The sequence below is a fragment of the Psychrobacter immobilis genome (assembly GCF_904846175.1).
Taxonomy (GTDB): Bacteria; Pseudomonadota; Gammaproteobacteria; order Pseudomonadales; family Moraxellaceae; genus Psychrobacter; species Psychrobacter immobilis_E.
Genome location: NZ_CAJGZM010000001.1, coordinates 87,510 through 107,339 on the forward strand (window position 1 = coordinate 87,510; position 19,830 = coordinate 107,339).

At 42.7% G+C, this 19,830-nt stretch carries 15 protein-coding genes and 1 pseudogene; 10 read left to right on the forward strand and 6 right to left on the reverse strand.

The genetic code is table 11. The features are described from left to right. Nucleotides 1-12: 12 nt before the first annotated feature. The 3 genes from kdpC (at nucleotide 13) to JMW39_RS00370 (ending at nucleotide 4,423) form a co-directional block, all read left to right on the forward strand. Complete coding sequence (kdpC, locus tag JMW39_RS00360) at nucleotides 13-741, forward strand: potassium-transporting ATPase subunit KdpC (RefSeq protein ID WP_201542958.1); 729 nt, start codon at nucleotides 13-15, stop codon at nucleotides 739-741. Between the two features lie 31 nt (nucleotides 742-772). Beyond that, nucleotides 773-3,637, forward strand: coding sequence for a DUF4118 domain-containing protein (locus tag JMW39_RS00365; RefSeq protein ID WP_201542959.1), 2,865 nt, complete (start codon nucleotides 773-775; stop codon nucleotides 3,635-3,637). Between the two features lie 99 nt (nucleotides 3,638-3,736). Further along, nucleotides 3,737-4,423 (forward strand): response regulator, encoded by a 687-nt coding sequence (locus JMW39_RS00370; RefSeq protein WP_201542960.1) that lies wholly within the window; start codon nucleotides 3,737-3,739, stop codon nucleotides 4,421-4,423. Nucleotides 4,424-4,578: 155 nt separating this feature from the next. Here the strand turns inward: JMW39_RS00370 and JMW39_RS00375 are convergent, their stop codons facing one another. Continuing rightward, complete coding sequence (locus JMW39_RS00375; protein WP_201542961.1) at nucleotides 4,579-5,025, reverse strand: PACE efflux transporter; 447 nt, start codon at nucleotides 5,023-5,025, stop codon at nucleotides 4,579-4,581. A 100-nt stretch (nucleotides 5,026-5,125) separates the two neighbouring features. On the opposite strand from JMW39_RS00375, the gene JMW39_RS00380 reads away from it, so the two are divergent. Then, complete coding sequence (locus JMW39_RS00380; protein ID WP_201542962.1) at nucleotides 5,126-6,010, forward strand: LysR family transcriptional regulator; 885 nt, start codon at nucleotides 5,126-5,128, stop codon at nucleotides 6,008-6,010. A 261-nt stretch (nucleotides 6,011-6,271) separates the two neighbouring features. On the opposite strand, the gene JMW39_RS00385 is transcribed toward JMW39_RS00380, so the two are convergent. Continuing rightward, nucleotides 6,272-7,954, reverse strand: coding sequence for an NAD-dependent malic enzyme (locus tag JMW39_RS00385; RefSeq protein WP_201542963.1), 1,683 nt, complete (start codon nucleotides 7,952-7,954; stop codon nucleotides 6,272-6,274). Nucleotides 7,955-8,432: 478 nt separating this feature from the next. Next, nucleotides 8,433-9,365, reverse strand: coding sequence for a pirin family protein (locus JMW39_RS00390; protein WP_201542964.1), 933 nt, complete (start codon nucleotides 9,363-9,365; stop codon nucleotides 8,433-8,435). 271 nt (nucleotides 9,366-9,636) lie between these two features. Here JMW39_RS00390 and JMW39_RS00395 point away from each other — a divergent pair, with 271 nt between their 5' ends. Further along, nucleotides 9,637-10,671, forward strand: coding sequence for an alpha-hydroxy-acid oxidizing protein (locus JMW39_RS00395; protein WP_201542965.1), 1,035 nt, complete (start codon nucleotides 9,637-9,639; stop codon nucleotides 10,669-10,671). Between the two features lie 406 nt (nucleotides 10,672-11,077). Next, on the forward strand, nucleotides 11,078-12,010 hold the full coding sequence (locus tag JMW39_RS00400; protein WP_201542966.1) for a hypothetical protein: 933 nt from the start codon (nucleotides 11,078-11,080) through the stop codon (nucleotides 12,008-12,010). A gap of 184 nt (nucleotides 12,011-12,194) precedes the next feature. Here JMW39_RS00400 and JMW39_RS00405 read toward each other — a convergent pair whose 3' ends face one another. Continuing rightward, a complete protein-coding gene (locus JMW39_RS00405) occupies nucleotides 12,195-13,334 on the reverse strand; it encodes a M14-type cytosolic carboxypeptidase (protein WP_201542967.1) in 1,140 nt (379 codons plus the stop codon). 407 nt (nucleotides 13,335-13,741) lie between these two features. On the opposite strand from JMW39_RS00405, the pseudogene JMW39_RS00410 reads away from it, so the two are divergent. After that, nucleotides 13,742-13,834 (forward strand): annotated as a pseudogene (locus JMW39_RS00410) (IS5/IS1182 family transposase); the annotation flags it as partial. A 64-nt stretch (nucleotides 13,835-13,898) separates the two neighbouring features. Here the strand turns inward: JMW39_RS00410 and phoR are convergent. Both phoR and phoB read right to left on the reverse strand, forming a co-directional pair. Next, entirely contained in the window at nucleotides 13,899-14,969 is a 1,071-nt protein-coding gene (gene phoR / locus JMW39_RS00415) for a phosphate regulon sensor histidine kinase PhoR (RefSeq protein WP_201542968.1), read from the reverse strand. A gap of 167 nt (nucleotides 14,970-15,136) precedes the next feature. After that, entirely contained in the window at nucleotides 15,137-15,835 is a 699-nt protein-coding gene (gene phoB, locus JMW39_RS00420) for a phosphate regulon transcriptional regulator PhoB (protein ID WP_201542969.1), read from the reverse strand. A 541-nt stretch (nucleotides 15,836-16,376) separates the two neighbouring features. Between phoB and pstS the strand changes: the two genes are divergently transcribed. The 3 genes from pstS (at nucleotide 16,377) to pstA (ending at nucleotide 19,779) form a co-directional block, all read left to right on the forward strand. Further along, a complete protein-coding gene (gene pstS, locus JMW39_RS00425) occupies nucleotides 16,377-17,537 on the forward strand; it encodes a phosphate ABC transporter substrate-binding protein PstS (protein ID WP_201542970.1) in 1,161 nt (386 codons plus the stop codon). Nucleotides 17,538-17,817: 280 nt separating this feature from the next. Beyond that, a complete protein-coding gene (gene pstC / locus JMW39_RS00430) occupies nucleotides 17,818-18,768 on the forward strand; it encodes a phosphate ABC transporter permease subunit PstC (protein WP_201542971.1) in 951 nt (316 codons plus the stop codon). A 96-nt stretch (nucleotides 18,769-18,864) separates the two neighbouring features. Beyond that, nucleotides 18,865-19,779 carry a phosphate ABC transporter permease PstA gene (gene pstA / locus JMW39_RS00435; protein WP_201542972.1) on the forward strand — a complete coding sequence of 305 codons (915 nt, stop codon included), beginning with the start codon at nucleotides 18,865-18,867 and terminating at the stop codon, nucleotides 19,777-19,779. Nucleotides 19,780-19,830 lie beyond the last annotated feature (51 nt).

The following is a 19,830-nucleotide window of genomic DNA, read 5'->3' on the forward strand; positions in this document are numbered from 1 at the left end:
CGGATAACGACTATGCAACCTAATAAATCTACGCCACTTAATAACTCTGTGCAATCTAACAGCGCTATACAATCTGTTTCTCCTGTTGACTCTAAATACCACCAGGCGGATGAAAAAAAGGCGGATGAAAACAACCTTTCTGTATTGGACAATAGTACTGCCCGTATGCCCATGCTCAAGCCCGCGCTATCATTATTTATAGCCTTGGCACTCATTTTAGGTTTATGCTACCCCTTATTAATGACCGGCATTGCCCAAGTGACCATGGCGGATAAAGCCAATGGCAGCTTGGTAGAACACAATGGCAGCTTGGTAGGCTCTGCGCTTATCGGTCAGCGCTTTGATCAGCCAGAATACCTATGGACGCGTCCATCAGCAGCGGGAGACGGTTATGATGCCACGCAATCTTCGGGGAGTAATTTGGGACCTTTAAATCCTGAATTAGTGACTGCTGTCGAGGCACAAGTACAACGACTAAAAGCCGCTGATCCAAAAAACACAGCCCCTATCCCTCTTGATTTGGTCACGATGTCGGGCAGTGGTTTAGACCCGCACATCTCACAAGCGGCAGCTGAATGGCAAGTCAGCAGAGTGGCACGTATACGTGGCATCAGTACGGAACAAGTCCAAACAGCCATCGATGAGCATACAGAAGCGCGACAATTCAATCTGTTTGGCGAACCGCGCGTGAATGTATTGGCGGTCAACTTAGCCTTAGATGAGATGGCAGTCGTTAAATGAGTCAACCCATTAATCAGCAGTGAGCATCAGCATGAGTGAGCAGCGCCCCAATCCAGAAGATTTACTGCAGCAGATAAAGCAGCAAGAAAATACGCGCAGCAGAGGTAAACTAAAAATCTTCTTTGGGTCATCAGCAGGCGTTGGCAAGACCTATGACATGCTCTCTGCCGCCCATCGAGACCAAGCACATGGACTGGATGTCTTAGTCGGCATCGTAGAAACTCATGGCCGTAGCGAGACAGCAGCATTATTAGATGGATTGACAATACTGCCGTTACGTCAGGTTGAGTATCGAGAGCAAACCTTGGCGGAGTTTGATATTGATGGGGCTTTGGCGCGGCATCCAGATATTTTATTGGTTGATGAGCTGGCGCATAGCAATATTCCAGTTTCCAGGCACCCAAAACGCTGGCATGACGTTGAGGAGCTATTAAAGGCAGGTATCAGCGTCTATACCACAGTGAATGTTCAGCATTTAGAAAGCCTGAATGATGTGGTGAATCAAATCACCGGGGTCGTGGTACAAGAAACCATTCCCGATTGGTTCTTTGATCAAGCCAATGAGGTGGTATTGGTCGACCTGCCAGCCGATGAGCTATTGGCTCGACTGCATGATGGTAAGGTCTATATCCCCAGTCAAGCCAAGCATGCGATAGAGAACTTCTTTCGAAAAGGTAATCTGATTGCCCTACGTGAGCTGGCATTGCGTCGAACTGCTGACCTAGTCGATGCCGATATGCGAGATTACCGCAATCAATCGCGTATTTCATCCATCTGGAATACCACCGATCAGCTATTGGTGGGTATCAGTACGCGCGCGCATAGCGAACGCCTTATTCGTCATGCCGCACGACTCGCCAGCAGCTTACACTCGCAGTGGTATGTTATCTATGTAGAGACGCCGCGAAATGCCTATGAGCTGTCCAAAAATAAGCAAAGTATCTTAGAAGCACTACGCTTAGCAGATGAGTTGGGTGCCAAGACAGAAATCATCAGTGCCATTAGCGTTGCTGAAGGATTAGTCAGTTATGCCCATCAATTTAATATTGGGCGTATTATCATCGGGCAGAATCACTCTAGGTTTTATTATGATCAATCATTGGTCAAGCAAATCTCACAGCAGGATATCAATTTAGACTTGATACTCGTCAATCAAGCCAAACAGACAAAAAGCATACGTAGCAAACGACAACTGCCTACTTTGGATATGGCTGCCCTAGCCTCTAAAGACAATCGCATCGGTTATCTGATGGCCGTTCTAGGTTGTACGCTCGTCACTGTCAGCCTAGTCGCCCTAACTCGCTGGTTTGATTTAGCCAATGTGGTGATGCTGTATTTGTTGGTCATTGTGTTCATATCGGTTCGTTTTGGGCGCGCCCCTGGTATCTTTGCAGCGCTCTTAAGTGTCATCAGCTTTGACTTGTTTTTTGTGGACCCTAAGCTTTCTTTTAGTGTTAGCGATGTCCAGTACTTAGTCACCTTTGCGGTGATGATTGTCGTCTCATTGATTATCAATAACTTAGCGGTTGGGCTGCGCTTTCAGGCGCAAAATGCCCGTAGACGTGAGCAACAAGCGATCTCTATGAGTCATCTGGCACAAAGCCTCAGTGCGGCACGCAAAAACGAAGAAATCATCAACCAAGCCATTATTTGGCTGACCAAACATATCGCTAGTAAAGCGCTTATAGCAATGCCTAATGCTGACGGTAAATTGACTGTCGTCTCAGAATCGAGCATCCCATCAGAGTTCAATTGGAATGTGACGCAATGGGTGTTTGATCATAAAGAAAGTGCGGGTCTAGCGACACATACTCTGGCCGCCAATCCTATGCAATATCGGGCGCTTGCGACCTCAAGTCAGGTACTGGCGGTATTGGCACTGATGCCAACCGACATCGATAACTTTAATCAACCAGAACAACAACGTACCCTCGATGTCGCGATTGCTCAGATTACTTTAGCATTAGAGCGCGTTTATTACGCCAAAGTCGCACAGAATGCCCTTATCAAGGTTGAATCAGAACGTCTGCGCGGCTCGCTCTTATCCGCGTTGTCTCACGATATTCGCACACCCATTACCGTGCTATCAGGATTGGCCGCTTATCTTGCCAGCCAAAATCTAGCACCTGCTGAACAAAAGCAGCTGGCTATCGATATCGAACAGCAAGCCAATGTCATTCAGCGCTTGGTCATCAATATTTTAGATTATGTGGCGCTGCAATCTGGCGGTATGAAACTCAATAAACAATGGGTAAGCTTGGAGGAGATTATCGGTAGTAATATACGCCAACTTGAACCATATCTACAAAACCGACAAGTTAAGATAGACGTGGCCAGTGCTGTCGATTTTATTTATACCGATGAGTTAATTTTGGCGCGGATTTTAAATAATCTGCTGACCAATGCCATTAATTACACTCCAGACAACGCAGCTATCACCATTCAAGCGACACTCACTAATCAGCACACTGCTCAAAACCTGCCAAATTATGAAGCTGTACAAAATAATAAAACCGTGCAAAACAACAAAACAAGGCAAAGCTACCAAATAACAGTAACCGACAACGGTCAAGGGCTGCCAGTAGGGATGGAAGCGCAAATATTTGAACGTTTTACCCGTGGTGATAGTGAAAGCAATACAACAGGACTCGGATTGGGGCTGGCGCTCAGTAGAGACTTGGTCCAGCACTTGGGCGGCACGCTTAGCGCGAGCAATATACAACCGCACGGCGCGCAATTTGTTATAGTGCTACCGTGGCAGCCTTTAGAAAATCTAGATATATTTGATGATAAATTTACATCAAATACGACTCAGATAGATGAAAGCATAGATACAAATATAAATATAGTTGCAAACATAACCACAAACACAACTACTAGCTCCGAAAGCTTATAAAATCAGTCTCTCCAACATTGTTAGAACCTTGGGCACAATCATTATTTTATTACCTCATTACTGCCTCAAGCTTCCCCTATAAGTAGCAAATACCCTACTATGAAAACCATCTTAATCATTGAAGACGAAGCCCATATCGCAAGATTTATCAAATCAGCGATGGAGCAAGAAGGCTACCAAGTCTACGCTGCCGATAGCTCGCAACGCGGGTTGATTGAAGCCGCCTCTCGCCGCCCAGACCTATTGATATTAGACCTAGGTCTCCCAGATGCGGATGGTTGTGATGTCATCTCAGATATTAGGGCTTGGTCATCATTGCCAATTTTAGTACTGTCGGCTCGCAGTGATGAGCAGGATAAAATCAAAGCCTTAAATTTGGGTGCCGATGATTATTTGGTAAAACCCTTTAGCATGGGCGAGCTAATCGCTAGGGTCAACGCCCAGATGCGCCGCTGGCAAGCCGGTTATGAGGCACCGGTTGTCTTAGCATTAGGCAACGTCAGTATTGATTTGGCACAACGGCAAGTCAAGAAAAATGGCGAAGACATTCATTTGACACCGATTGAATATCGCCTACTGACCGTACTCATTAAAAACGCTGAAAAGGTCATGACGCATCAGCAATTGCTGAACGAAGTCTGGGGTAAAGGTCACAACCACCAAGAGCACTACGTGCGCATATTTATGTCAAATTTACGCCAAAAACTAGAAGACAATCCTTCTAGACCCAATTATTTTTTCACTGAAATCGGCGTTGGTTATAAGCTGCACATTCCTAAAAGCTAATCTAAAATGCAAATTTTAAAAAACACAAGGTTAAAAAACACCAGACTAAAAAAAATATCAGCGTTAACTTTATTTATTCTTATAAATATCAATAACGTTGCTAATTTGTAGTAGCTATCAAGATCAGATATCACTTAACGAATGATTAGCTCGACTTATAAATAAACTGCTTTGTTTTCTACATATTTGAAATATTGTATCGGGAAAATCTTGTCGTAAGCCCAGTTGTAAGAGAGGTTATAAAATAGGTAAAACCCTACTAATGACGCATCCATGATGAAAGCTTGCCATAGACTAATGCCGAGATACCAAGCCACCATTGGTAGATACAGCATTAGCAGACCACTCTCAAATAGCAGTACATGCAGCACCCTTATTGCTGGCGTCTTAAATGTACTGCGTTTAAACCTCACCATCCCTTTATCAAAGACAATATTGAAACCGTAGTTCCATATAGTCGCCATGATAGAGCCTACGATGGCAATAACACCGATATCTTTAATATCAAAACTAAAAAAGAAGCTCATAATGGGAATGGATAATATTAATGCAATGATTTCAAATCCAACAGCGTGACGTATACGATCTCTATGAGTTCGCATCATTAATCCTTATAGAATATACATTCATAGTACTTAGTTGACTCTATTGTATCTGTTAAACTAATAGATCAAAGTTACTATCTATAGGAAAAACCGATACATGAATTTTTCTTTAGAGCAGCTGCAAGCATTTGTGGCAACGGTAGAAACGGGCTCGTTTTCAGCAGCAGGACGGCGGCTTGGCAAAGCACAATCATCGGTTAGTGCGGCGGTGGCAAATTTAGAAATCGACTTGGACAACGTCTTGTTTACTCGAAATAGTCGCTATCCTGAATTGACGGAAGAAGGTAAACGTCTGCTAGCAGAGGCGTACTTAATATTGGAGCGCTGCGAGCATTTCTTTGGGGTGGCTAAAAGCTTAAGTGAAGGGGTCGAAAGCCGATTGGTGCTAGCAGTCGATGACCTTTATCCATCAGAATGGCTGGCGCGATTGCTTGATGAGTTTGATAACTTGTTTCCTACTGTGGAGTTAGAACTGCTGCTACCCATCATGGAAGATGTCAGTCGTTTGATTTTAGAAAAGCGCGCGGATTTGGGCATTATGTGGAGCCAAGAAGATTTACCGTCAGCTATTAGCTTTCACACCTTAGGCTGGATTCCGCTTAAAATGGTGTGTGCGCCTGAACATGAAATAGCAAACAAAGTGGTCAGCTGGGAGGACTTAAAAAGATACCGTCAGCTCATTGTCGCGACGCGCAATGAAAGTAAAGAAAAATCACGCCTACGGGTGGCCGCTGATGTCTGGTGGGTTGAGAGTCAGTGGGTGATTATTGAGCTTGTCCAACGTAACCTTGGTTGGGCGTTGGTGCCTGAGCATATTATCGTTGATGCGTTAAAGGATGGCTCTTTGGTATCACCAAAGCTGGATTTTGATAAGCACAGCTGGCCGGTTGCGGTTGAGCTGATTTGGCATAAAGAAAAGCCGTTAGGTAAGGCAGGTACTTGGTTAAAACAGGCGGTTATTACTTTAGACCAGCAAGTATAATGGGGTTTATTTATCGTTATCAATTATTCGTTCGTTACAATCGTAAAACCCCCTACTCGCCATTTTTATATAACGTGGAAGCCTTTAAGTAGGTAGATCAGTAGTTAGAAGGCTTTAAACAGAGCGTTACTTTATAAGTTTGCCTTTGCCACAAGTAAATTAAGACAAATGATAAATACAAAAAAAACCTCTTAAAATCCGCTTTAGCAGGGATTTAAGAGGTTTTTATTTTTAACGCTTTTTTATCGGTACTTTTGAAAACTAAAAGGACGTACGACGATAATTACGGTATTTAGGTAACCAGAAGTTGGCTTTTAAACGACGTTCTAAATTTTCTATCGTTATAGGTAAGGCCAATTTATCTTCAACCGCTTGTAATGCAACGGCATAAGCTATCTCTTCACTGATCTCTCTAATCACTCTAATTGGCGGTAATATTGCGCCCGGAGCTTTTACATATTTCACTGATATATCCGCCAGTGCTTGGCTTGCCGCCATTAACATATTATCGCTGATACCCGTCGCACGTGCTGCTAATACACCTAGGCCAATGCCTGGGAATATATAGCTGTTATTACATTGAGACACTTCAAAAGTCTGTCCTTCAAAAGTAGTATCAGGAAAAGGACTGCCTGTTGCAATAATGGCTTTTCCCTTGCTCCAATTTGTCACTTCCTGAGGCGTTGCTTCAACGCGAGAGGTTGGGTTTGAAAGCGGCAATACAATGGGATGTTCCGTATTAACACATAAGGTTTCAATCACCTCTTGGGTAAACAGACCTTTTTGCCCACTGACACCAAACAATACGGTGACTTTCCCTTGTTTAACCACTTGCGCTAAACCGAGCTTTTGACTCTTATCCCATGCTGCAAGCGCGGATTCTTTTTGGACCAATGGTACTTGGAATTTTTGCAACTCTGTCATGCTATCGGTAAGCAAACCATAACGGTCTACCATAAATACTTGGCTACGCGCCTGCGCCTCACTCAAGCCTTCACGCTGCATTTGGCGAATGATATGTTCAGCGATACCGCAGCCCGCTGACCCTGCACCCAAAAAGGCGATTCTTTGTTGACTGAGTTTTTCACCTTTGTTTAAACAGGCCGCAATCAATGTGCCGACTGAAACCGCCGCGGTACCTTGAATGTCATCATTGAAGCAGCACAATTCGTCACGATATCTATTTAATAATGGGGTCGCATTTTCCTGTGCAAAATCTTCAAATTGCAATAGCACCTCTGGCCAACGACGTTTAACCCCTTGAATAAATAAATCTAAAAACTCATCGTATTCAGCACCAGAGATACGCGGATTTCTCCAGCCCATGTACATAGGATCATCAAGTAGCTGTTTATTATTGGTGCCCACATCTAATAGAATCGGTAAACAATAAGCCGGGCTGATGCCGCCACAAGCCGTATATAAAGACAATTTACCAATCGGGATGCCCATGCCGCCAATACCTTGGTCACCTAAGCCCAATATGCGTTCACCATCGGTTACTACGATTACTCTTACCTTTTGTTTGGTAGCATTTTGCAAGATGTCATCGATTTTATGACGCTCAGGATAAGAGATAAACAAACCACGTTTACGGCGATAAATTTTGGAGAATTGTTCGCAAGCTTGCCCGACCGTTGGGGTATAGATGAGCGGCATCACTTCCTCGATATGCTGCTCAATCAAATGATGAAACAAGGTCTCATTGGTATCTTGGATATTACGCAAATAAATATGCTTATCCATATCACTGCTAAAGGAGCTAAGCTGATGATAAGCGCGTAATGACTGCTCCTCGATGGTCTCGATGTTGTACGGTAATAAACCGGTTAAATTAAAGCTATCACGCTCATCCGAGGTAAAAGCACTACCCTTATTCAATAAAGGCATCTCTAACAATATTGGTCCAGCAAAGGGGATATATAAAGGACGTTCGTTTGGCATAATTAAATCTTCTTAATGAGACGTGTGGTGGTATAAAAAGTAGTCGTTTGAATACTTAGTATTTTTCGTGTTTTTAAGAAAACACAGATAATAATTAGCTATTAACTATTAGTTAGTTAGTTAGTCATGGCAATTTGAGCACGTTTTAAATGATGAAAACCATCTGTCAATTTTGATAAGCTGTTTTTGATACCATCCTTCTTTATAAGCAAGCCTAGAAGTACTAGCTTAGAAGCGCAAGCATAAAAGTAAAGGCTGACCATGAGCTATCTGACATGGATTCTCTATTATACTATAAAACTCAAGCACGCATTTGCCCTACCACCTTAGAGCTAGCGGGTTTCTTAGTAATACTGTTAAATTCAGGTATTTGGTCTATTAATTTGAATGCCAAAATCACTAATATCCATCAAAAAAAGCCCGCTGATACGATATCAACGGGCTTGTATTATTTATAAAGGACTTTTACAAAGGTCTGTTACGCAGGTTGTCCAAACTTACCACTATGGAAATCTTCAACCGCTTGACGTATTTCTGTCTGAGTATTCATCACGAAAGGCCCCATACGCGCCACTGGCTCATTAAGCGGTTTTCCAGCGATTAATAAAAACCGTGCGCCATTAATATTGCTGCTCACTGTAATATTATCGCCTTTGCTTAGGACCGCTAAGTTTTTCGCTTTGACAGTATTATTGGCTTTACCTTGTGCGCTACTTGTAGAGTCCTGAACAGAAACCTCACCTTCTATCACGTAGATAAAAGCATTATGCTCATTCACTAACGTCTGATCGAAAGTAGTATTGGCAGGTAAGCTGACATCCATATAAGTGGGATAAGTATGAGCATTAATGACTGGACCGACCGTACCTTGGTTGGTTTCACCGGCAATCACTCGAATTTTAATACCATTATCACGCTGTTCAAGCGGCGTTGATTCAGGCAAAAACTCTTGATATCCAGGCTCACTCATTTTGGATTTGGCAGGCAAGTTAACCCACAACTGAAAACCCTTTAACAAACCCTCTTGTTGCTCTGGCATCTCTGAATGCAAAATGCCTTTGCCAGCCGTCATCCACTGTACACCGCCCGGCTCGATTACCCCTTCGTTACCAGCATTATCTTTATGACGCATACGACCATTGAGCAAATAAGTCACCGTCTCAAAACCACGGTGTGGATGTGTCGGGAAGCCGGCCACATAATCATCAGCATCGTCACTCTCAAAACAATCAAGCATCAGAAAAGGATCTAGCATATCTAATTGCGGCGTACCAATAATACGAGTTAATTTCACCCCAGCGCCGTCAGAAGTTGGCATGCCAGGTAGTTGCTGCATGACCGTACGATTTTGTAATGTGCTGAGCTTATCATTGATGTGTTGAGTGTCATTGGTGTTATTTATAGTACTCATCGTCCTACTCCTATCTTTTAGTTGAACTTATAGTATTACTATATGCGGTGATAAATAATCTTATAAACAGAGATAACGGCAAAACACAGTTCTTAATTTTAGAACAATTGAGTATACTTCAATCAGCTTTTGATTTAATAAAAAACGACATAATCAGTCCGCAAACGGCTAGGACAAAGCCCAAAATAAAGGCTGTTTGTACCCCAACAGTCAATGACGTACTCACTAAAAAGCGATTAGCCTAGACCGCCCAGAAGTCGAAGCACGCGGCGTGATTCCAAAAGCGAGCTATGAGTTTGTATCGGGCGGCGCTGGTGACGAGTGGACGCTACGCGAAAACCGCCGCGCTTTTAACGATTATCATATTGCTGCCAAACGTTTGATCGGCTTGACCAAAGACAACATCGATATCTCTACGCAACTGCTAGGCTTAAAGATGCAGTCGCCTATCATGGTCGCTCCTATGGGCGCGCATGCCATAGTTCATGACCAAGGTGAAAAAGATACCGCACGCGGTGCAGGCCTTGCCAACACATTATATTGCTCATCGGGTGCATCTAATGCAACGCTCGAAGAAATTGCCAAAGCAACGACGGGGCCAAAATGGTTTCAGCTCTATTGGAATAATGATTTACAAGTCACGCGCTCACTCCTTACTCGTGCTAAAGATGCAAGCTACAGCGCTATTATTTTGACAGCTGATGCGCTAGGTCCAGGACAGCCGGATGCCTTTAAAGCCATGGGCAGCGCTTTCCGTCCTAACCGCAACTTTGGTAATCATGATCCTAAAAAAGATGGCTTTGGTAACTTCTTTGATCAAAAGACATCTTTGACTACGGCTGACATTCAATTTATTAAGAAGCTGACAGGATTACCTGTGATCGTGAAAGGTGTTTTGCGTCCTGATGATGCCGATAGATTTATTCGTGCTGGCGCTAATGCTATTCAGGTTTCTAACCACGGTGGTCGTCAAATCGATGGCGTGCCTGCCAGTATCACAGCACTACCGCCTATCGTTAAAGCGGTCAATAAACGTGTTCCAGTTATTTTAGATGGTGGTATTCGCCGAGGTATTGATATTATTCGTGCTATCGCGATGGGTGCAGATGCCGTAGCAGTCGGTCGTCCGATGCTTTATGGCTTAGGATTGGGCGGCGCGCAGGGCGTTGAGTCAGTCATTAACTTCTTAAATAATGAGCTCAAGTCGACCATGCTTTTGACAGGTGCAGAAAAGTTGTCTGATTTAAATCCTAACTATATTGAAATCGTTGGTCAAAATGAGGAATACAGTACTTCTCAAGGCTGATACGCTTAAAGTGAGCACCCTATAAACTTAGTAGCCTACTCGTTTAAATATTTGACAATTAGCCATCAAAAACTGGTCTCATAGGCTAGTTTTTTCATTTAACAAAATACCTTTTGTTCTGATATTGTTATCATTAACAATAGCTTGGGTATTTTCAATTGCATCTTTTAAATAACCTACCATTCATTAAAATCCGTATGAAGATAAGCTCTTAAATATCACTTAATTTAATGATTAAATTTTGGCTGTGTTAATATTTTTTAGGCATGACAATATAGATACTGTCTATTATTAAGAATAGCGCATTACTGTAGCAACAGTGTTAATACTGAATTTTTGTTTTGCAATTTAAAAAAGTTTTCCCTATTATTACGTTTCTTACTAGGAATCAACAATAGGTAAAGATATGAAAGTCAGTAAGCTATACACAGGCATTTTATTAGCAAGCACCTTAATAGTAACAGGCTGCGGAAGTGATGATTCAGACTCAACCATCATTACTGATAATAATACTGGCCCCATAGTTAATAACGAGCTGAACTACACAGCATTTGATTCGTTTACTGATGTTTCAAATGGTTTATACAAAAAGGGTTGGGGTAAAACCACATTTAAGATTAATAACAACGGTTTGACTCGTACCACCTCTACTGTAGTTGGCAGCTCTGATAATGCTTATCAAATTAGCATAGGCGATGAAGAAAATAATCATGACTACTACGTTGCTGATAAGACATTCGCAAAAGTCAAAGATGGATTTGACAACTCCTTCTATAAAGTTAATTTTATTGATAGCGATAGCTTTAATTTAAAAATCCAGACCGATAACCGTTCCATAGACGCTGTTTATGATATCAAGACGTTAGATCTCAGCGGCGTTAAAAAGTTAGCTGTCAACGCAAAAACTGGTATTAATACTGATTTAAGTTACGATGGCTTCCAAAGCAATGCTGCTTTCCCTACAGGTTCGCAGTGTTATATCTTACAAGAAACACCTTCTCAGTCATACTATACTTTTTATGATTTAGCCTCTAGAGAAGATATTACTATTAACGAATGGCTTGATGAACAAAGAAAATATAATACTGTAACTAATATAATCAACGAAAAAGTCGGTCGTAATAATGAGCTGACAGCGGTCAGATATACCGATGAAAATGGTGAAATCGAGGCAGCAGTTCAATATAATGGTTTAGTTTATAATGCTTATTATTATCAAAAAGATGTACAAGAAGACTCTGATACTGACTTCACTAAAGGTGTAGTAGATTGCGACCTTTATAATAGCGTTGCAACTAAGTTTTTAGAAACACAGATCAAAACCAACTATAAATGGTAACCATATATAGTTAAGACCTAATCTTAATGAGAGATGATGTCTACCAGTCATTGATTATTGTCTTTATTACGAGAAACAAAAATAGCGCCTAGAATGGGCGCTATTTTTAAATGGTTAATATTTTATCAAAAACGATATCTATGATTATTTTCACTTGAATCTTGACACTGCTTTAAATCATTAACTAACGCAACTCATCCACGACCGCCAACATCGCAACTAACGAGGCCTCGCCGAGCTTAATTGAACGCTCTGGTGACCAGCCTGCATCCTCAAACGGAAGATTGGCATTGTCTTTAAATGGCATCTCTAAAGTATTGGCCAAGCAATCAAAACGTTCAGCCACCCAGTGGGTGGCGATGGTCATGTTCGCGGTGCCCGGCGCATCAACGTCATAACCAAATTCAGACTGAAAATCGGCACTAGCTAATTTTAAGACGTCTGAAAATTTATCACGTAGACCTGCAAGACGGTCATTATAACTTGGCGTTCCTTGTGAGCCCGCTAAGAACACATAAGGCAGCGCTTCATCACCGTGCACATCATAAAATAGATCAACGCCTGTTTCTTCCATTTTATTGATGACATGCAATACCTCAGGGCTTTTCTCTAAGCTTGGATTCAACCATTCGCGGTTTAAATTCGTTCCGACGGCGTTAGTACGTAGATGTCCGCGCACACTGCCATCAGGGTTCATATTTGGCACAATATAGAAGTTCGCCTTTTCTAATAATAATTTAGCAGTGGCGTTATCACTATCTAGTAGGCTATATAACAATCCCTCAACCAACCATTCAGCCATCGTCTCGCCCGGATGCTGACGCGCGGTGATCCAAATATTGCGCTTATTCCCATCACTATTGCTATCGCCATCACCAACTTTCACTAAGGTTAAATCGCGCTTATCAAGCGTTTCGCCTAAATGCTCTAATGTCACCAATGGGTGCGTTTGTACAGTTGCCAATAAATCTTGATGACGCTCATAACTGTAAGGGGCAAAATACGCAATTTGAATGGTGTCGCACTCAAGCTCTGCTACTATGGTTAACGTGCCGTCTTTATAAGAGGTTGGCAGGCGGAACCAATACTCCCGATCATACGAAGCAACCGCTTGATAATCCTCCCAACCTTCAAGGTATGACGCCTGCCCTGCATTGACAATATTAAGCACATATTGTTCGCCAACCTGACCTGTCAGGCGAAAGTTAAACCACTGAAAAAACTCGTCACCAACGTCCGGGCGAATTGCTAGTTGAATATTTTTTCTATCTTCTAAACTAATAACGTCAATATTACCTGCGTCAAAATTTGCCGTGATATGCATAATCTTTCCTTAATGGTATTTTGTAAATTTAAAGACTTATGTGAAAAAAACTTATACTAAACTCAATAGGTTATCCATCACTGTGTAAAGGAGTTTATGCCACACTCGTTATCAAGTTTGGTTGCTTATTATAGCGCTTGTTCCTTTACTCTTGGCTTGATTCTTGATTTGCGTATAACTAGAAACTAAGAGAGTACTGCAAACCCTTACATTCTCGAACATCAAAAATCGCATTGGTTTTTAGGACGTGCCCCCAATTCGAAAAACTGTATATATTTTCTAAAACAAAGTATGCATTTCAGACGATATAAGGGATATAGAAAAATGGCTATACAAGCATTAACCGATAGATTATGGGCGCGGCTACAAGCAACAGCTATCAGAGATAAGGCCCGCATGCATGGCTTCGCAGCATAGCGAATCGCTATAAGAAGTTGGCTCGTAATTTTAAGTCTATGCTTTACCTGGCCTGCACTATCATTCATTGCAAAATGCATTGAGGACACGCCCTAATAATTGACAGTAGTTTTTAAAAAAACTCTGCTCACGGCTACGAGTTTAATATTAGCCCATAGGAGCAGATCGAATATGAGGGGCTGGGAAAACGGCACTAAATGTCGAGCCTTTGCCTTCTGACGATTCAATTTGTAAGGTCGTATCATATTGATAGAGAACATGTTTTACAATCGCCAGCCCTAACCCTGTACCACCTGTTGCACGACTGCGTCCGCTGTCCACTCGATAAAAACGTTCGGTTAACCGTGCGACATGTTGTGGCGCAATACCAATACCATCATCGGTGACGGCAAACCGACAGCCTTCTACAGTTTTTGCCCAACTAATGACAATATTACCTGCTTTTGGCGTATATTTGATGGCATTGATGACCAGATTGGATAAAGCACTGTTTAGATACATCTCCGAGCCATATAGACCATCATAGGTGTCTATCTGTAAATGCAGCGTATGGCCATATTCTTGGTTATAAGCCTGCGCGTCATCATAGACATGAGTGAGCAGCTTAGTCATATCAATATAATGCAGCTCATGTGTTTCTTCGATTTCAATTCGAGACAATAGCAATAAGTCATTGACCACTCTATTCATACGCGCAGTCTGCTGCGTCATTAGCTCAAACCCGCGTCGCCATTGCCGCGGCACATCTTCCTGATCTGAAAAATTCTCCAAATAGCCCATTAGGACGGTCAGTGGCGTTCGTAGCTCATGAGAGACATTGGCAACAAAGTCGCGGCGCATTTGCTCTAGATGTTGTAAGCGGGTCACATCATAAATAATCAGCAGTTTTTCATCGCCAAAAGGCGTAAGCTCGCACTTGAGATAACGGTTAGGGTCACGCCATGATTTCATATGCACACCATCATTGGGTGCCACCATGGTCTGATAGTATTGCTGGAACTCGGGGACGTTAATAAAATCAAAAATACTTTTGCCATGATCCGCTGACTGCAGCAATAATAAATCTTCGGCGGCCTGATTCCACCACTCCAAACCATCATCGTCATTTAGCAAGATAACCGCATCTCGCAGTGCGCGTAAGGCACTTCTGATTTTTTTAAGCTGATCGGTGGAGTATTGCTCTATGTCCTCTTGCTCTATGTCCCTAGGCGTTATCATGTCTTTCTCTCTTCTCTATTAACAGTATGATGCTTAGCACTTATTATTAGTATTTATGGTTTTTAGTTCTTATAATTTTAAATATTTATGCCTCTTAGCACTGAATCTTCTTACCGCTGTTTCGCTGCCTTATAAATAATGGGCTATTTTTCTAAATATCGATAGCGTCATTCAACCAGACTAGAAAACCGATAACCGGTACCGCGAACCGTTTGAATCAAAGCACTGCAATCATAAGGCTGTAGTAATTTGCGCAAGCGTCTGATATGCACATCAATCGTGCGGTCTTCGATATAGACATTGCCGCCCCATACCTGATCTAGCAGCTGGGTGCGCGTATAAGCACGCTCCGGATGACTCATAAAAAATGCCAACAATCGATATTCTGTCGGACCGATATCAATGACTTTATTATCAGCGGTGATGCGTTGGCTTTTAGGATCGAGACTAAGCTTGCCTATTTCAATTAGCTTATCGCTACTAAGTGCACGACTACGACGTAATACAGCTTTGATTCTGGAGATTAATTCACGCGTTGAAAAAGGTTTGGTCATATAGTCATCAGCGCCCGCATCAAGCCCATGAACCTTGCTATCTTCCTCACTTTTTGCAGTCAGCATAATCACCGGTATCTCAGCCAGCATCTCATCGCTTTTGAGCATGCGGCAAAAATCAATACCGCTTTTATCGCCTGGTAACATCCAATCTAGCAAAATCAAAGCAGGTCTGTGGTCAACCACTTGCTGATGCGCCTCTGCGACGTCAGCCGCTTGTAAACTCTCAAAGCCCGCCATCTCTAGCGTCATTACTACCATCTCACGAATTGCAGGTTCATCTTCGACAATCAAAATCTGCTCATTGCGCATACTATCGCCTCATTATTGAAAGACAAAAAATTAGAAAATAAGAATACTAAGCACTTATCAACCCCTGCCCATTAAACGGCTTAATTATGACAGTTTGATGACACAGTAGCTCGATACTTTAAATGCTATGCCCTAACACTGCGCCTCAAGCACTTTACTTTAAATATTCCACTTCAAACAGGGCTTTTTAATCATTGCACTTTAAAAATGTCACTTTAAAGACTTAGCCTTAAACCCTTACTCCCCCAAAAAACCAACGGCTCATCATAACGAATTTTGCTCTAGGTATCAGCTGCAATCCGCTTAAATGACCGCTCTATTGGGCTATCTCTTTAATTGACCGACTTTTTTCATAAAAATGTCTTATTTCATCAAACTGTCATATTTGCTCGGCACAATATGCTCATTGACCACCGAGCGTCTTTGCAGCAAAACATTGCTAACCAAACATCGTTAGCAATACATTACTAAAAAACTGGGCATCGACATTGTTATTCATAAACGCCCCATACTTAAATCTGATTACTTTTTAGGAGAAATAATGCGTTATTCATTAATGGCTTTAGCAGTCGCGAGTACCTTTACCTTAGCTGCTTGTAATCAAACCCCCAATAGTAATGAAAGCAATGAGCCAGCTACTTCGGCGCAATCAACCACCGCGTCTACCGACACCGCAAACGTCCAATCAACAGACGTCCAATCGACAGACAATATATCGATGAATATCACCGGTGCTGGCGCCTCTTTCCCGCAGCCTATCTATGCTAAATGGTCAGATGCCTATAATAAAGCAACAGGCGGTCAAGTGAATTATCAGTCGATTGGTTCATCGGGTGGTATCAAACAAATCGTCGCAAAAACCGTTGATTTTGGGGCGTCTGATGCGCCAATGACGCCAGCTGAATTAAACGAAGCCGGTCTGATTCAATTCCCAACCGTTATCGGTGGCGTAGTACCTATCGTCAACATCGATGGCGTTGCGCCTGGTCAATTAAAGCTAGATGGAAAAATGCTAGCTGACATCTATCTTGGCAAAATCAGCAAATGGAATGACCCTGTCATCGCAGCCATGAACCCTGATTTAACCCTTCCTGAAGCGGCTATTACCACGGTGTTCCGTTCAGACGGTTCGGGGACAACGTTTAACTTTACTGATTACTTAGCCAAAGTCTCAAACGACTGGAAAGACAATGTTGGCGTCGACAAAACCGTCAAATGGCCAACCTCGGCAACCGGTGCTGGCGGTAAAGGTAACGAAGGCGTTTCAAGCTATGTGAATCGTATGAAAAACTCTATCGGCTATGTCGAGTACGCCTATGCTAAGCAAAATGGTATGTCACACGTTGCCCTGAAAAATGCTGCCGGCAATGTCGTTCAACCATCTGCGCAAACATTCGCCGCCGCTGGTGACATCGATTGGTCAAAGCAAGAAGGCTTTTATAAAGTCATCACCAACTCTGAAACGGCTCAAGCATGGCCTATCGCCGCCGCTACCTTTATCTTAGTCCATAAACAACCAAAAGACGCCAAGCAAGTGGCGGGCGTCCTTAACTTCTTTGACTGGGCTTATACCCAAGGCGATGATGATGCGATGAGCCTCGATTACGTGCCTTTTTCTGATACGGCCGTGGCTTTATTTAAAGCGAAATGGAACGAGGTGGTAGATAGCGAAGGTAAGCCTGTTTATACCTCAGCACAGTAATTCGCAACTTCATAATTGGCAACTTAGTAATTCAAAAAGAAGCAAATTGAGAACAAGCTAACCAATGTTACCAAGCAAATACTAAAAGCGTGTTTGCTTGGTGACGTCTTAGCCGTAGTGAACTTAACAGATAGTTGTTAGATAACACAGTTTATTACGGTAAGACGCTAAAGCTAAAACCCCTAAGCTTTCACATAACTAAGCTTTCACACAATCAAGCGTTAATACGATTAATCATTAACACAATTAAAAGTTAGAGCGATAAACAACAGAGGCTTTTATGGCAGACCTAAAATCCCAACTGGCAAAACAAAAACGCTACGATGCGGTTTTTGTCAACGCCACCAAAGCATTTGCAATATTGGTGCTCTTGTCGCTTGGCGGCATCATGCTGTCATTGATTGTCGGCGCATGGCCAAGTATCACTAAGTTTGGTTTGGGATTTTATACCAGCAATAACTGGGATACGATAAACGATCAATACGGTGCGCTTGCACCCATTTATGGGACGGTGGTCACTTCTCTTATCGCTATCTGTATTGCCGTGCCAGTCAGCTTTGGGATTGCTATCTTTCTAACGGAACTTTGCCCCAATTTTTTGAAAAAGCCACTGGGAATTGCTATCGAGCTGCTGGCAGGTATCCCTTCTATCATCTATGGCATGTGGGGCTTGTTTGTCTTTGCGCCGTTTTTTGGTGATCATATTCAGCCTTGGTTTATTGAAAATATTGGTCCTCTACCTATTATTGGCAAGGTTTTTACCGGTGCGCCGATGGGATTAGGGATGTTTACCGCTTCGTTAATACTGGCGATTATGATTATTCCCTTTATTGCCGCCACCATGCGCGATGTTTTCTCTGTGGTGCCAGACCTGCTAAAAGAATCGGCATATGGCATGGGCGCCACTACGTGGGAAGTTATGTTCAAAATCATCTTGCCTTATACCAAAGCGGGCGTAGTTGGTGGCGTGATTTTAGGGCTTGGACGCGCATTAGGGGAAACGATGGCAGTGACCTTTCTAATTGGTAATGCCTTTAATATCAGCCCAAGCCTATTTACATCTGGAGTGACCATTACTTCAGCGCTGGCCAATGAATTTGCCGAAGCGTCAAGTGAGCTGCATTTAGCCTCATTACTACATTTAGGGTTAATACTGTTTATCATTACCTTTATCGTTCTATCAATATCTAAGCTGATGCTCATGCGTATTGACCAAAAAGCAGGTAATTAAACACCTTATTTTAAAAGCTAACAAAACCAATCAAATCAAAACAAATTAAACACGTTATTTGCAGCCATTATTTGACCTAAGAAGGACAAACACTTCATGACTTTAGCACCAGTCACTACTCAAACTACGCAGCCAAGCCAGCCTTCTGTAAGCTTTGAAGATCGCTACAACAAGCGTCTTTATAACAAGCGCCGTTTTATTAATAGACTGGGGCTTGGTTTTGCCTTATCAGCGATTGTATTTGGTTTGTTTTGGCTGATTTGGATTTTGATTACGCTATTTATTGAAGGCTTTCAAGGTTTAATCGAGATGCCTGTCTTTATGGCAGATACCCCGCCACCGATGGGCGAAGGTGGTCTACGCAACGCTATTGTTGGCTCAGTGATGTTGGCTTTTTCGGGCTTGGCGATTGGTGCGCCAATCGGCATGATGGCAGGCATTTATTTAGCAGAGTTTTCACATGGCAGTATGCTGGGTAAAGTCACCCGATTTTTAAACGATATTTTATTGTCTGCCCCATCTATCGTGATTGGTCTGTTCATTTATGCTCTGATGGTCAAGGGGCAGAGCTTTTCGGGTTGGGCCGGTGCATTGGCATTGGCGCTAATTGTGATTCCTATTGTCGTGCGTACGACAGAAAACATGCTAAACCTTGTGCCTAACACACTGCGCGAAGCCGCTTATGCACTGGGTACGCCAAAATGGAAGCTGGTCAGTACAGTGACACTGAAAGCTGCCAAAGCTGGTCTAACCACAGGTGTGCTGCTCGCTTTTGCTCGTATTACCGGTGAGACCGCGCCCTTGCTATTCACTGCGCTAAACAACCAATACTTTAGTACCGATATGAGCCAACCGATGGCCAACTTACCCAATACGATTTATCAGTTTGCCATGAGTCCTTATGACAACTGGCATGCACTGGCTTGGGCAGCAGCGCTACTCATTACCGCGACAGTATTATTCTTAAATATTGCGGCGCGCTTTATCGGTGGCAAAGACCATAGCAGATAATTAAAGGCTAACAGAAGCACAGCTAATAGCAAAAAAACACCCCCATTTAAT